Source organism: Herbihabitans rhizosphaerae, assembly GCF_004216555.1.
Taxonomy (GTDB): Bacteria; Actinomycetota; Actinomycetes; order Mycobacteriales; family Pseudonocardiaceae; genus Herbihabitans; species Herbihabitans rhizosphaerae.
In genome coordinates this window covers 53400-66414 of the sequence record NZ_SGWQ01000017.1, presented here as the reverse complement: position 1 = coordinate 66414, position 13015 = coordinate 53400, and the positions used below count along the sequence as shown (strand labels likewise).

Genomic DNA, 13015 nt, shown 5'->3' with positions numbered 1-13015 from the left:
CGGTGCCGAGCACCTCCAGTTGCAAACATCCAAGACCCCCGTCCCGACTTGTCGAACGGCCTGCACCCGGCCCCACCCCTTAGTGTGCCGGATGCCCCCGACAGGGCGTCACCGGATCGAGGTTTTGCAGACGCCAACGCGATCACACCCCCGGATTTCAAGCCGGGAGTCGCGCTGTGCTACGGTTTCGCCGTTCGTGCGACACCATTCGTGCGAGCGCCGCTAGCTCAACTGGCAGAGCAGCTGGCTCTTAACCAGCGGGTTCGGGGTTCGAGTCCCTGGCGGCGCACCCCCAAACCGCAGGTCAACTTTCATGTTGGCCTGCGGTTTTGCGGTTTCCGAGCAGCCTGGCCTTTCTCAGCGGCCCTGGAGGCTCTTGACGTTGTCGCCGAACGTCCAGTTCTTCGAGCCGTCCCAGTTGATCGACCACGTCATCAGGCCTTTCAGCGCGCCCGAGTAGTGGTTCCACGCCTGCGCCACCAAACCTGTGGACATGTACCCGCCGCCGGCGCCGGGTTGTGCGGGCAGGCCGGGTGCCTGCTTGTCGTAGGGCACCCGGATCGTGGTGCCCTGCACGACGAGACCACGGTCCAGGCAGTCGGTCTGCACGGTGAAGCCCTGGACGGTGCCCGCCTGGTAGGAGTCGCCGGAGCAGCCGTACATGCTTCCGTTGTAGTACTGCATGTTCAGCCACCAGAGCCGGCCGTTGTCCGCGTACTTCTTGACGATCGGCAGGTACGCGCCCCAGATCGAGCCGTAGGTGACGCTGCCGCCGGTGACGTAGGCCGTCTCTGGCGCCATCGTGAGGCCGAAGTTCGCCGGCATCTGCGCGAGCACCCCGTCGATGATGCGGATGAGGTTGGCCTGCGACGCCGACGGCGTGGTGATGCTCCCGCTACCGACGAGCCCGGTCTCGATGTCGATGTCGATGCCGTCGAAGTTGTACGTCTTGAGGATCGGTACGACCGTCTCGACGAACCGGTCCGCGACCGCGGCCGAGTTGAGGTCGATGCCGGCCGCCGCGCCGCCGATCGACATCAGGATCGTGGCGCCGTCGGCCTTGGCCTGGCACATCTCGGCGGGCGTCGCGACCTTCACGGTGGCGTCCATCCCGTCCTCCCACAGCACCGTGCCGTCCGAGCGGATGACCGGGAACGCCGCGTTGATCACGTTGTGGCCGTGCTGCTTGATGCGGCTGTCGGTGATCGGCGTCCAGCCGAACGGCGGGTGCACGCCGTTCGCGGCGCCGTCCCAGTTCTCCCAGTAGCCCTGGAGGATCTTCCCTTCCGGCCGGGACTTCACCGGACAGGTGTCAGCGGGGGCCGCGGCGTTCGCCGAGGCCAGGCTGACAAGCGGCACGGCGAGTGCGGCCGCGAGAGCGATTCCGAGCATGCGTGTTTTCCGACCGAACATCCCGACTCCCATCTCGAAGCAGGCGGACGTAAAGCGGTTAACGGCCGTCCGCTCAACATAGGCACACGCGCCCGCCGCTGAGTACCGGCGATCGGGTGGTCTAGACCATGGTCTTCTCGACGTGCCGGCGACGCGCGTGCGGAACAGGGGACGCCGGGCCATAGTGGCGTCGTGAAGTACGTACTGCTGATCTGTGACGATGAGAAAGTGTCGCCGTCCATGGAGGAGATCGCCGCCGACCCCGCGCACCACGCGTACGCGGCGGAGCTGGATCGGCGGGGAGCCAGCCTCGGTGGCGCGCGGCTGCGTCCGGTGGCGGACGCGACGACGGTCCGCGTCCGTGACGGCGAGACGCTGGTATCCGACGGCCCGTACGCGGAGACGAAGGACTTCGTCGGCGGCATCGACATCATCGAGTGCGCCGATCTGGACGACGCGATCGCGATCGCGTCGCGGCATCCCTACGCGCAGCACGGTTGCATCGAGGTGCGTCCCGTGTGGGAATGACCGCGCCGAAGGAGATCCGTACCGCGGTCGACGCGGCGTATCGGGACGAGTGGGGCCAGGTGGTCGCCACGCTGATCGGGCTGACCGGGAACTGGGACCTCGCCGAGGACTGCGTGCAGGACGCGTTCGCCGCCGCGCTGACGACCTGGGCGCGCGACGGGGTTCCGGCTCGTCCGGGTGCGTGGCTCACGACGGCGGCCCGGCACCGGGCGATCGATCGGCTGCGCCGGGACACGACGGCGGCGGCGAAGCTGCGACAGCTCGCCGTGCTGGAGCGGGATTCGATCGAGCCGTCGTCGGAGGAGATTCCGGACGAGCGGTTGCGGCTGATCTTCACGTGCTGTCACCCCGCGCTGCCGTTCCCGGCCCGCGTCGCCCTCACGCTGCGCACGTTGGCGGGGCTGAGCACGGGTGAGATCGCCAAGGCGTTCCTGACCGCCGAGCCGACGATGGCGCAACGCCTTGTGCGCGCAAAGCGCAAGATCGTCGAGGCCGGGATCCCGTACCGCGTTCCCCCGGCCGAGCTGCTGCCGCGGCGGCTGACCGCGGTCCTCGCGGTGCTGTACCTGATCTTCAACGAGGGCTACGACGAGGTGGACGAGCGCAGGGCGCTGGCGGCCGAGGGGATCCACCTCGCCCGGGTACTGGTTCATCTGATGCCGACCGAGTCCGAGGCGCGCGGCCTGTTGGCGTTGATGTTGCTGCTGGAGGCCCGCCGCGCGAGCCGCACCGACGACGGCGTGCTGGTCACGTTGGAGAACCAGGACCGGTCCCGGTGGGATCGCGCGCTGATCGCCGAAGGTGAAGCCAGGCTTGACGAAGCGTTGACCATGCGGCGTTCCGGGCCGTATCAGGTGCAGGCCGCGATCGCCGCCTGTCACGCCACCGCACCCGACGCCGAAGCCACCGATTGGCCACAGATCGCCGCCCTCTACGCCGAGCTGACGCGCCTGGCGCCGTCTCCCGTGGTGGACCTCAACCGCGCCGTGGCGATCGCGATGGCCGACGGCATCCCCGCCGGGCTCGCCATCGTCGACCAGCTCGCCGAGTCCGGCGAACTCGACGGCTACTACCTGCTGCCCGCGACCCGGGCCGATCTTCTCCGTCGGGGCGGCCGCCTCACCGAGGCCGCCGCCGCATACGAAGAGGCGCTGGAGCTGGCACCGTCCGAGGCCGAACGTCGCTACCTGGCCGCACGCCTGCGCAGCCTCTGACCTGCACGAACACCATCGCGGCCAACTTTTTCGAATTTCTTCCCGGTCGATGTCGATCCCGGGCGACCTCCCGCGTCGGTGGGGCAAACCACCAGACAGAGAGGCGAGAACGATGTCGAACACCGAGTACCTGAGCGCCACCATGACCGTCGACCAAACGCCGGACGAGGTCTTCGCGGCCATCACCAACGTGCGCGGATGGTGGAACGAGAACATCATCGGCGACACCGCCGGCCCGCGCGACGAGTTCGTCTTCACCGACGACTTCACCCACGCCGGCGAGACCGCCCAAGGCAAGGAGGGCATCCGTTTCGCCCGGTTCCAGCTCACCGAGGTCGTGCCCGGCCGACGGATGGTCTGGCACGTCGTGGACTCCTACCTCACCTTCGTCGACGACCGCGACGAGTGGACCGACACCGACGTCGTCTTCGACATCACCACCGACGAGAACGGCACGACGCTGCGTTTCACCCACGTCGGGCTCAGCGCGGCCGAATCCGAGTGCTTCGACGCGTGCTCGCGCGGCTGGACCTTCTACATCACCACGAGCCTGCCGCAACTGATCACGACCGGTACCGGTCAGCCCATTCAGAGCTACCACCGCCCCGCCGCGAGCTGAAAGGAGCGACGAACCATGACTGTCATCGAAAGCCCCAGGGAAACCGCCGCCGCTCCGCCGACCGGCGCACGTCCTCGCCACGGGCTCGTGCTGGGCCTGGCGTGCGCCGCCCAGGCGATGGTGGGCCTTGACATCGCCATCGTGAACGTGGCCCTGCCCTCGATCCAGCGCGACCTCGGCGTCAGCCAGAGCAGCGTGCAGTGGGTCGTCGTCGCCTACGGCCTCCTGCTCGGCGGATTCCTCCTCGTCGGTGGCCGGATGACCGACCTGTTGGGACCGCGCCGGATCTTGCTTGCCGGCCTTGGTTTGTTCACCGCCGCATCGCTTTTGGCGGGCGTGGCGCAGCACGTCGGTATTCTGGTCGCGGCCCGTGGGCTCCAGGGGTTGGGCGGGGCACTCACCGCACCAGCAGCCTTGTCGCTGCTGGCCGTCACCTTCCGCGAAGGGCGGGAACGCAATCGAGCCCTCGGCATCCTCGGAGCCGTCGCCAGCGTGGGCGGAACGGCCGGCGTTGTCGCGAGCGGTCTCATCGCCGCCGGCCCGGGCTGGCGGTGGGCGTTCTTCATCAACGTTCCCACCGGCCTCGTGCTCATCGCACTCGCCACCATCGGCCTTGCGGCCGATGCGGCCCGTGGCCGTTCCGGGCGACTCGACATCGCAGCAGCGAGCACGGTGACCGGCGGCCTTGTGACATTCGTCTACGCACTCCACCATGCCTCCACCCACGGATGGACCTCCGCCATCACACTGGCGTGGTTCATCGCGGCCGGCGTGCTGATAGCCGCGTTCGTCTGGCTCGAGAAGCGTTCACCAGCACCCCTCGTGCCGGCCAGCGCGCTGAGGAACCGCACGCTCATCGCGGCGAACTTCACCGCGCTGCTCACGTTCGGCGCGTTCTTCTCGTTCATCTTCCTCGGATCGCTGCTGATGCAGCAGGGACTCAGCTACTCGCCGACACATACTGGTCTGGCGTGGCTGGCCACGACAACGACCGTCCTCGTGACCTCATTCGTCGCCGGTCGCCTCGCAGCCGCCGTGAGCGTGCGGCGCCTACTGGTCATCGGCCTGGCACTGTTGACCGTCGGAATGGTGTGGTTGACGCGGGTCCCCGCCGACGCCGACTACGTCTCCGACCTGCTTCCGACGTTCCTGCTCGCCGGACTCGGCTTCGGGCTCTGCGTGCCCTCGCTGCAAATCGGCGCGCTGTCCGGCGTCACAGAATCGGAATCAGGACTCGCTTCGGGACTAATCGAGACGATGCGTGAGATCGGCGGCGCGGCAGGCGTCGCCGCCGTGTCCACGGTTCTCGTGGCCGGAACCGGCCTCGCCGGCTTCCACACGGCGTTCGCCGCCATCGGCGTCCTCGCCGGTCTCGGCGCCATCACCGCGGCGATCGGATTCCGACGCACTGCTTGACCGCCAAACGGTCCTGCCTCGCACTCACCGTGTGGGGCAGGACCGTTTGATCTTCAGCTCGACCGTGCGGTGATCACGGGCACCTCTCCCCCACGGCGAGCGCCGAATCGGCAGTACCGGTCAGGACGAATCCGCAGCGGACACCGTCGCGCGGCCGCGAAGCTGACCGGCGAGGACATTCCCGTCGACGAACCCTTGCCGCGGACCAAGGCCCGACTCGGCCTGTAGGCCGGAGCTTCCTGAGCGGTCTGCCCGAGCTATCGGCGCGCGCGACTCCAGGGCGCGATCGTCGTCAGTTACGGCAGATCTCGAACTCGTCCCCGAAGCACTCGAACGGCGCACCGCTGGACCGGCAACGCGAACCCCGATCGGGGTGAGATCCTCATACGCTGTGTAGCGGTCCACCCTCGCGGCCTCCCGACGCGCTTGCTTGCCCGAACGGCTTGTGACCGCCCCGATTCTTCATTTGATCCGTTCCGATCTGCCAGAAACGGCTTCGAACGCTGATCACTTCGGTATCGTCAGACAACCGTCTGATCTTGGAGGGTGCACTCTGTCGGTCTGGGAGTACTTCCAGCAGAACTGGATCAGCATCGTCAACGATGCGATCCGGCATGCCAACCTCACCATCGGAGTCATCGCGATCGCGGTCGTGATCGGCGTCGGCATCGGGCTGATGACCTACACCCAGCCGGCGCTCGCGTCGCTGGCGACGAGCACCACGTCGGCGTTCCTGACCATCCCGTCGCTGGCCCTGCTCGGCATCCTGATCGGGCCGTTCGGCCTCGGCACCGTGCCGGTCGTGGTGGCGCTGGTCCTCTACGCGCTGCTGCCGATCACCCGCAACACGATCGTCGGCCTGCGCGGCGTCGACCCCGCGGTCGTCGGCGCGGCACAGGGCATGGGCGTCGGACGCGGGCGGCTGATCTACCAGGTCAAGTTCCCGCTCGCCTGGCCGGTCGTGCTGTCCGGCATCCGGGTGTCGACCCAGATGATCATCGGCATCGCGACCATCGGCGCGTACGTGAAGGGCCCCGGGCTGGGCAACCAGATCTTCGGCGGGCTCGGCCGGTTCGGCGCGGCGAACTCGCTCAACCAAGTCCTGATCGGCACCGTCGGCGTGATGCTGCTGGCGCTGCTGTTCGACCTCGTCTACGTCGTGATCGGCCGAGTGACCACCTCGAGGGGAATCCGTGGCAACTGACAGCACCGAGTGCCAGGAAATCGTCCTGGACGACGTGAGCAAGGTCTACCGCGGCCAGGAGCAGCCGGCGGTCGACCACGTGTCGCTGACCATCCCCGCCGGAGAGCTGGTCGTCCTGGTCGGCCCGTCGGGCTGCGGCAAGACCACCACGATGAAGATGATCAACAGGCTGATCGAGCCGTCGTCGGGTCGCATCACCATCGGCGGCACCGACGTGCTCAAGCTCGACGTCGATCAGCACCGGCGCGGCATCGGCTACGTCATCCAGCAGACGGGCCTGTTCCCGCACATGCGGGTGCGCGACAACATCGGCCTGGTCCCCGGCATGCTCGGGTGGAGCCGTGCGCGCATCCGGGCGCGGGTCGACGAGCTGCTCGAACTCGTCGGCCTGCCCGCCGACTACGGGCAGCGGTTCCCGCGTGAACTGTCCGGCGGGCAGCAGCAGCGCGTCGGCGTCGCGCGGGCGCTGGCCGCCGACCCGCCGGTCATGCTGATGGACGAGCCGTTCGGCGCCACCGACCCGATCACCCGCGAGCACCTGCAGAACGAGTTCCTGCGCCTGCAGTCCGAGCTGCGCAAGACGATCGTGTTCGTCACGCACGACTTCGAAGAGGCGCTGAAACTCGGCGACCGGATCGCCGTACTGCGGCCGGGATCGGAGATCGTGCAGTACGACACGCCGGCCGCGATCCTGGCCAACCCGGCCGACGAGTACGTCGAGAGCTTCATCGGAGCCGGCCCCAACCTCAAGCGGCTCACGCTCATGCCGCTGCGCGAGGAGACACTCGAGCCGGTCGGCGCGGACGACACGAACCTGCCTCGGGTCGACGCCGGCGGCTCACTGCGCGACGCGCTGGACGTGCTCCTCGGGACCGGAAGCGACGCCGTCGCGGTCGTCGAGGAGGGCGGCGACACCGTCGGGCTACTCCGGCTGACCGAGGTGTTGCGCATCGCCCAAGGCACCGGGCGGGCGACATCGTGAGCGGCGACCCGGTCACCGGACAGGTGCTGCCGGAGCGCGGCCGGTATCACGGCGCCGCGCTGACCGTCGCGGGCCGGCTGGCCGCCAACTGGCGCGCGCTGGTCCTGCGGCCGGTGATCGTCGCGCTGGCCATGCTCGTGCTCTACCTCGTGGTGAACAGCCAGACGCTCGATCCGATCGAGGCGCGCACGCTGACCATGAGCGCGATCCTCACCGAGCTGCGCGAACACATCGTCCTGTCCGGTGTCTCGGCGGTACTGACGGTCGCGATCGCCATCCCGCTCGGGATCGCGCTCACCCGGCCACACCTGCGCTGGCTGCGCCCGATCGGTCTGGGCCTCGGCAACCTCGGCCAGGCAATCCCGTCGATCGGCTTGATCGTCCTGCTGGCCCTGGTGATCGGCATCGGCTTCTGGACGGCGGTGATCGCGCTCGTCGCGTACTCGGCGCTGTCCGTGCTGCGCAACACGATCGCGGGTCTGGAAGCGGTCGACCGAACGGTGATCGAGTCGGCGCACGGGATGGGCATGTCCCGCCTCGGGGTGCTGTTCCGGGTCGAGTTGCCGCTGTCGGTTCCGGTGATCCTCGCCGGGGTGCGCACCGCGCTGGTGCTGACCGTCGCGAGTGCGGTACTCGGCACGTTCATCGATGCCGGCGGACTCGGCGGCGGCCTGGTCGTCGGGCTGAGCCTGAACCGTCCGCTGGTGTCCATCACCTACGGCGTGATCGTCGCCGCCCTCGCGTTGCTCGTCGACTGGCTCGCGCTGATCATCGAGGAAGTTCTGCGCCCGCACGGCATCTGACCCGCCCACCGCAGCACAGGAGTGACCGCATGCGAAAGCACCGGATGTTCACCGCCGTACTCGGCCTGGCCATGGCAGCCGGCATGCTGGCCGGTTGCACGATCGAGGAGGACAAGGGCTCGACGGACACCAAACCCGGTTCGGGATCGATCAAAGAGATCAGTTCCCTGCGCGGCGTCAAACTGAACGTCAGCTCCAAGGAGTTCGACGAGCAGTTGCTGCTCGGCCAGATCGCGATCGTCGCGCTGCGGGCGGCCGGCGCCGACCCGGTGGACAAGACCAACATCACCGGCTCGGACAACGTGCGCAAGGCGCTGGTCACCAGTGAGATCGACCTGTACTGGGAGTACACCGGCACCGCGTGGGTGAGCTTCCTGCGGAAGACCGAGAAGTTCGCCGAACCCCAGCAGATGTTCGACGCCGTCAAGGCCGCCGACGCGGCGAACGGCGTCACCTGGTTCCCGGCGGCTCCGGCCAACAACACCTACGCGATCGCGGTCAGCAGTGGCACCAAGGCCAAGCACAACATCACCACGCTGTCGGACTACGCCGCACTCGCGAAGCGGGACCCGGCGGCGGCCTCGACCTGCATGGGACCGGAGTTCACCGGCCGCGAGGACGGCTTCGCGGGACTGCAGAAGGCCTACGGCTTCGCGCTGCCCGGCACCTCGATCCACGAGCTGAACGACGCGGTCGTCTACCCGACCGCGGGCAAGGGCGACACCTGTGCGTTCGGCTCGGTCGCCGCGACCGACGGCCGCATCCCCGCGCAGAAGTTGACCCCGCTGGTCGACGACAAGAAGTTCTTCCCGATCTACAACCCGGCGATCACGATCCGCGCGCCGATCGCCGGCCAGCACCCCGGGCTGGAGCAGATCTTCGGCGAGATCGCGAAGAAGCTGACCACCGATCAGCTCACCGAGCTGAACAAGAAGGTGAGCGTCGACGGTCAGAAGCCGATCACGGTCGCGACAGAGTGGATGAAGTCCGCCGGCTTCATCGGTTGATCACCGGCGGTCAGGATGGCGTTGCGCTGATCGCACGACGCCATCCACAGCTCCGTGTTATCCACAGATCTCCGCACTCCACTTGACAAACCCCAATTGGTGATTCAGCGGGCTCAATCCCGCCACACGTCCGGACCGCCGGCCAGCCCCGCGCGACGGCCGGTCGGACCGGCGCGGAACACCACACCCGGATGCTCCTCCGCGCGCAGGGCCTCGTCCACGAACAGGTTCACGCGAGGAGCGCCTCCAGTTCGGTGATGGCGGCGGTGAGTTCGTCGGCGAAGCGGTGCATGCCGTCGGCGACCGGGCGCGGGGTGCTGAGGTAGATGGTGAAGCGGTCCGGCAGCAGCACGTAGGCGATGCCGATGCACTGGCTGCTGGTCGAGCCGAAGCCGAAGTACTGGATGTTGACCGACGGGGCCGAGCTGGTGCTCAGGTAGTCGTCGCGCATGACCGTCCAGCCGGGCGACTCGTACAGCGCCAGGCCCGGGTCCTCGCCTCGGCGCTTGGCGATCAGCTGCAGCTCCCACAGGTGCTGCTCGGGCGCGTCGCCGCGCTGGCATTCCTTGGCGCGTGACACGTGCTTCGCCGCGGCAGCCACGAAAGCGGCCTTGCGGGTCGCCGCGTCGGCGGCCGGGTCGTCCATGGTTTCGACGAACCGGACCGACTCCGGGGTGACCACACGCATCGCCTCGGTGCGCCCGCCCTGGTACTGCCGGGTGGCGATCGACTCGTAGGTGGCGCCAACGGTCCCCTTGGCCCGCTTGTGCGCCAACTGGTACGCCATCTGCACGAAGCCGTCCGGCGACATGCCGAGCTGCTTGGCCCGGTTCGCGCCGAACTCGGTGAACGACAGCACCCGGCTCACCGTGTTCTCCGCGAACTCGGCGAACGCCGCGGCGGCCGAGCCGATGTCGGCCCGCTGCTGGTCGTCCAGCGCGAACTCGATCGGCTCGATGGCGGGCAACCCGTGCGGCTCGGCGAGTTCGGCGTACTGCTCGGCCGTGGTGCCGAGCACCGCGTCGGTGAAGCTGAGGATCGTGGTGCCGTCCAACTCGCAGTGCTCGATGTTGATGCCGGCCCGGCCGTCGGCGAACACGACGAACGACACCGCCTTGTCGAACCACCGGTTGCCGCTGTCACCGTGCAGCAGTTGGTCGCACATGTGCAGATCATCGGTGGGCGCGAAGTCCTCGAGGCACACGCAGAACAGCGCGCTCTCGATGGTGTCCAGCGCCTCGGCGTTGCGCGGGCCGGAGTCGATCAGCGCCTGCCGGCTGGCCGCCCACTCGGCACGCGCCTTGGTCGTGAGGTGACCGACCGGGGTATCCGCCCTGGCGGCACCGGTCTTCATGATGGCGTGCAGGCCGGCTTCCAGGTCGTCGAGCGTGTACGGCGTGCCGTCCTCGCCGAGCACGTCCATGCGGAACATGTTGCCGCGCAAGAAGACCACGATGTGCCGCGCGGGTGACGGGCCGGGCCACTCGTCGCCGTACGGCGCGCGCACGGTGTCCTGGTCGGCACCCGGAATGCGCGTGGTGGAGAACAGGAACTTGTTCTGCTCCATGGTCTGCGCCTGGCCGCGCTGGAGGATCGGCGGAACGTTCTCCCCGTCGAGCTGGACCTTGTAGCGCGCGGCGGCAGCGGTCAGCAGCGCGGCGCGCGGCACCTGTCCCAGCTCGGAATCCTTGAACAGGAAGAAGAAGTTGGCGTTGAGCGCGATGCGGTCACGGCGGCCCAGGTAGCGCGCCGGCCAGAACGTGTCCAGCCAACTGCGCACCCCGCTGCCGTCGTAGCGCGCCAGTTCGGCCTGCAACTCGTGGGCGGGGCTGTCCTCGGCGAGGAACCGCTCGACCGCACGCTCGGTCTCGGCGAGTTGCTCGGCGGACAGCAGCGGCGCGCACCATTCCAGGAATCGCGCGCAACTGTCGGCGACCGAGGGCAGCGGGACCCGTGGCAGGTGGTCCTCGTTGCCGAACGTCCGGGTCGACCATTCCTGACTACTGTTCACTGTGTTCCTTCTACTCGTCGTCTGCACGAGTCGGCCGCGAGATGTACAGCCCGGCGTACATCCAGCCCTCCGACTCGAGGCCGTCCGGGTCGACATGGATTTTCACAAGCGTGTCCAGCACCTGCGCCTGCTCCTCGGCCGACGCGAATCGCCGCTGCTTGAATACCTCGTCGTCGACGCGGATTGTTTCGTAACCCAGCTCGGCCAAACACTCCGCCACCTGGGTGAACGGGAACATGCGCAATACGAAGTGCGCCATCCACGGCTTGCGTCCGCCATTGGCCCGCACCACCCTGGCCAGGGTCTTGTGCGTGACGTAGCCGACGCACCCGGTGGAGAACACCACGTCCGTACCGGCGAGCTGCTCCCGCTCCTCCGGCGTCGGATCGCGTTCCTCCAGGTCGGCGTGAATCGCGGCGTCGAGAAACCCCACTTCGTGGGCATAGTTCAGCGCGGGCAGCGAGACGTCCAGCCCGGTGAACCGCAGGGTGGCGGCGTCGTGCGAGGAGAGCAGGTCGCGGTCGCGCGCGCGCAGTTCCTCGGGGCGGAGCGACTCCGCGCCGGCTCCGGCGTACCGCTCGTACAGCGCGTCCATGGTCAGATCGCATTTCAGCAGCGCGGCGTTGATACCGTACGAACAGCCGATGTCCAGTACGTTGACAACAGGCACATCGTGCTCTTCGACGTATTCGCCGACCAGCTTCTCGAAGTACGGCTTCGCCAACTGCGGAATGCAGTACTCCAGTGTCCTGAGTGTCCCGAAATAGGTACGCGGATCGGGCTGGGCATAGATGTGACTCAGTGCTACTTTCCCACTGGCGTCAAAGTGCACAAATGCCTCATTCTGGGTCGGTCAATCCAATAGTTGGTCAACCCGCACCGCGCGCCGTTGCGCGTCGAGGTGTTGCTCCAGCACCCGACCGAAGAGCTGTTTCGTCCTGGCCACGCTGCCAAGGACTCCCGGTCGTTCGCTGTAGGCGAAGATCGCGGTGTGTCGCGGTATCGCGCCCCGAACCGTAGTGACTCGGTGCAGCGAATAGCGACCCTTGAACAGCTGAAGATCTCCGGGACGCAGGGTCAGCTCGCGCACCAGGTCGTCGCGCCGCCCGGTGAGCACCCCGCGCACGTCGTCGAACCGCTCCGCCTCGGCCGATCTGATGTTCGGGCAGTACTCGAAGCCGCCGCCGTCCTCCGGCGCCCTGGTCAGCATGCTCACGGTGAACTCGTTGATGTCGAAATGCCACGGGTGTGACATGCCGGGCCGCACGACATTGAGCACCAACCCGGACAGCGGATCGGCGAGCTCGTGCACCTCGGGCAATTCGAAGCAGCGCGCCACGAATCGCTGGAACAGCGCACTGGTGTACAGCTGGTGGATCAGGAAATTGGCAGGTAGCCGATCCCTGGCCACGAACGCGTTGCCGCGCTCCATGGTCATCCGGCCGGGATGACCCGGCGGCAGCGGAGTGCCGGTGTCGATGTTGTAGGCGTTGACGATCTCCACGTCGTCGTAGGCCTCGGCCTCGACGCGCTCGCCCTCCAGCCGCAGGGACTCGTGCAGCTCGGGGCGGATGAATCCGGTCAGCACGCTGCACCCGCCGTCGCGCAGTTCACCGTGGACGCGCTCGACCACCTCGCGTGCGGCGGAGCTGTCCGGACTCGTGAGCGGGTACCGATCGGTGTCGACGAGCAGATCGATCACCCTGGTGTCCGACACGCCCATGAGGCCCCTCTCGCGCCCGGCGACTCTGAGTGGTCCATCGTATTCAGGGCGTGTATTTGCCGGCTACCCTCGAGGTTTGTGACTCGGGCCACCGCGCCTCGCGCGGCTGTAAAGCC

The 13015-nt window shown here is 67.9% G+C and carries 12 protein-coding genes and 1 tRNA gene; 9 read left to right on the top strand and 4 right to left on the bottom strand.

Features of this window, described 5'->3' with window-relative positions:
* The first annotated feature begins 216 nt into the window (after positions 1–216).
* Positions 217–289: transfer RNA gene (locus EV193_RS31395), tRNA-Lys, on the top strand.
* Positions 290–357: 68 nt separating this feature from the next.
* On the opposite strand, the gene EV193_RS31390 is transcribed toward EV193_RS31395, so the two are convergent.
* Entirely contained in the window at positions 358–1413 is a 1056-nt protein-coding gene (locus EV193_RS31390) for a chitinase (protein WP_130348588.1), read from the bottom strand.
* 171 nt (positions 1414–1584) lie between these two features.
* On the opposite strand from EV193_RS31390, the gene EV193_RS31385 reads away from it, so the two are divergent.
* The 8 genes from EV193_RS31385 (at position 1585) to EV193_RS31350 (ending at position 9165) form a co-directional block, all read left to right on the top strand.
* Positions 1585–1920, top strand: a complete 336-nt coding sequence (locus EV193_RS31385) for a YciI family protein (RefSeq protein ID WP_130348587.1) — start codon at positions 1585–1587, stop codon at positions 1918–1920.
* Positions 1917–3134 carry an RNA polymerase sigma factor gene (locus EV193_RS31380; RefSeq protein ID WP_130348586.1) on the top strand — a complete coding sequence of 406 codons (1218 nt, stop codon included), beginning with the start codon at positions 1917–1919 and terminating at the stop codon, positions 3132–3134. Before EV193_RS31385 ends, EV193_RS31380 begins: the two co-directional genes overlap by 4 nt.
* A gap of 112 nt (positions 3135–3246) precedes the next feature.
* Positions 3247–3753: an SRPBCC family protein gene (locus EV193_RS31375; RefSeq protein ID WP_130348585.1), complete on the top strand. Its 507-nt coding sequence runs from the start codon at positions 3247–3249 to the stop codon at positions 3751–3753.
* 15 nt (positions 3754–3768) lie between these two features.
* Positions 3769–5169, top strand: a complete 1401-nt coding sequence (locus tag EV193_RS31370) for an MFS transporter (RefSeq protein WP_242613804.1) — start codon at positions 3769–3771, stop codon at positions 5167–5169.
* A 652-nt stretch (positions 5170–5821) separates the two neighbouring features.
* Complete coding sequence (locus tag EV193_RS31365) at positions 5822–6373, top strand: ABC transporter permease (RefSeq protein ID WP_242613803.1); 552 nt, start codon at positions 5822–5824, stop codon at positions 6371–6373.
* Complete coding sequence (locus EV193_RS31360) at positions 6363–7355, top strand: ABC transporter ATP-binding protein (RefSeq protein WP_130348584.1); 993 nt, start codon at positions 6363–6365, stop codon at positions 7353–7355. Before EV193_RS31365 ends, EV193_RS31360 begins: the two co-directional genes overlap by 11 nt.
* Positions 7352–8158, top strand: a complete 807-nt coding sequence (locus tag EV193_RS31355) for an ABC transporter permease (protein WP_242613802.1) — start codon at positions 7352–7354, stop codon at positions 8156–8158. Before EV193_RS31360 ends, EV193_RS31355 begins: the two co-directional genes overlap by 4 nt.
* Before the next feature lie 29 nt (positions 8159–8187).
* Positions 8188–9165 carry a glycine betaine ABC transporter substrate-binding protein gene (locus EV193_RS31350; protein ID WP_130348583.1) on the top strand — a complete coding sequence of 326 codons (978 nt, stop codon included), beginning with the start codon at positions 8188–8190 and terminating at the stop codon, positions 9163–9165.
* Positions 9166–9394: 229 nt separating this feature from the next.
* Here EV193_RS31350 and EV193_RS31345 read toward each other — a convergent pair whose 3' ends face one another.
* The 3 genes from EV193_RS31345 to EV193_RS31335 all read right to left on the bottom strand — a co-directional run bounded on the left by EV193_RS31345 (position 9395) and on the right by EV193_RS31335 (position 12899).
* On the bottom strand, positions 9395–11176 hold the full coding sequence (locus EV193_RS31345) for a choline/carnitine O-acyltransferase (protein WP_242613801.1): 1782 nt from the start codon (positions 11174–11176) through the stop codon (positions 9395–9397).
* Between the two features lie 10 nt (positions 11177–11186).
* Entirely contained in the window at positions 11187–11900 is a 714-nt protein-coding gene (locus tag EV193_RS31340) for a class I SAM-dependent methyltransferase (RefSeq protein WP_242613800.1), read from the bottom strand.
* Between the two features lie 129 nt (positions 11901–12029).
* Positions 12030–12899: a HalD/BesD family halogenase gene (locus EV193_RS31335; protein ID WP_130348580.1), complete on the bottom strand. Its 870-nt coding sequence runs from the start codon at positions 12897–12899 to the stop codon at positions 12030–12032.
* Positions 12900–13015 lie beyond the last annotated feature (116 nt).

What these genes read in the sequence shown, in the direction of transcription:
- EV193_RS31390 (WP_130348588.1), bottom strand. Translation starts at nt 1,413, where the DNA reads ATGTTCGGTCGGAAAACACGCATGCTCGGAATCGCTCTCGCGGCCGCA.
- EV193_RS31380 (WP_130348586.1), top strand. Translation starts at nt 1,917, where the DNA reads ATGACCGCGCCGAAGGAGATCCGTACCGCGGTCGACGCGGCGTATCGG.
- EV193_RS31375 (WP_130348585.1), top strand. Translation starts at nt 3,247, where the DNA reads ATGTCGAACACCGAGTACCTGAGCGCCACCATGACCGTCGACCAAACG.
- EV193_RS31370 (WP_242613804.1), top strand. Translation starts at nt 3,769, where the DNA reads ATGACTGTCATCGAAAGCCCCAGGGAAACCGCCGCCGCTCCGCCGACC.
- EV193_RS31350 (WP_130348583.1), top strand. Translation starts at nt 8,188, where the DNA reads ATGCGAAAGCACCGGATGTTCACCGCCGTACTCGGCCTGGCCATGGCA.
- EV193_RS31335 (WP_130348580.1), bottom strand. Translation starts at nt 12,899, where the DNA reads ATGGGCGTGTCGGACACCAGGGTGATCGATCTGCTCGTCGACACCGAT.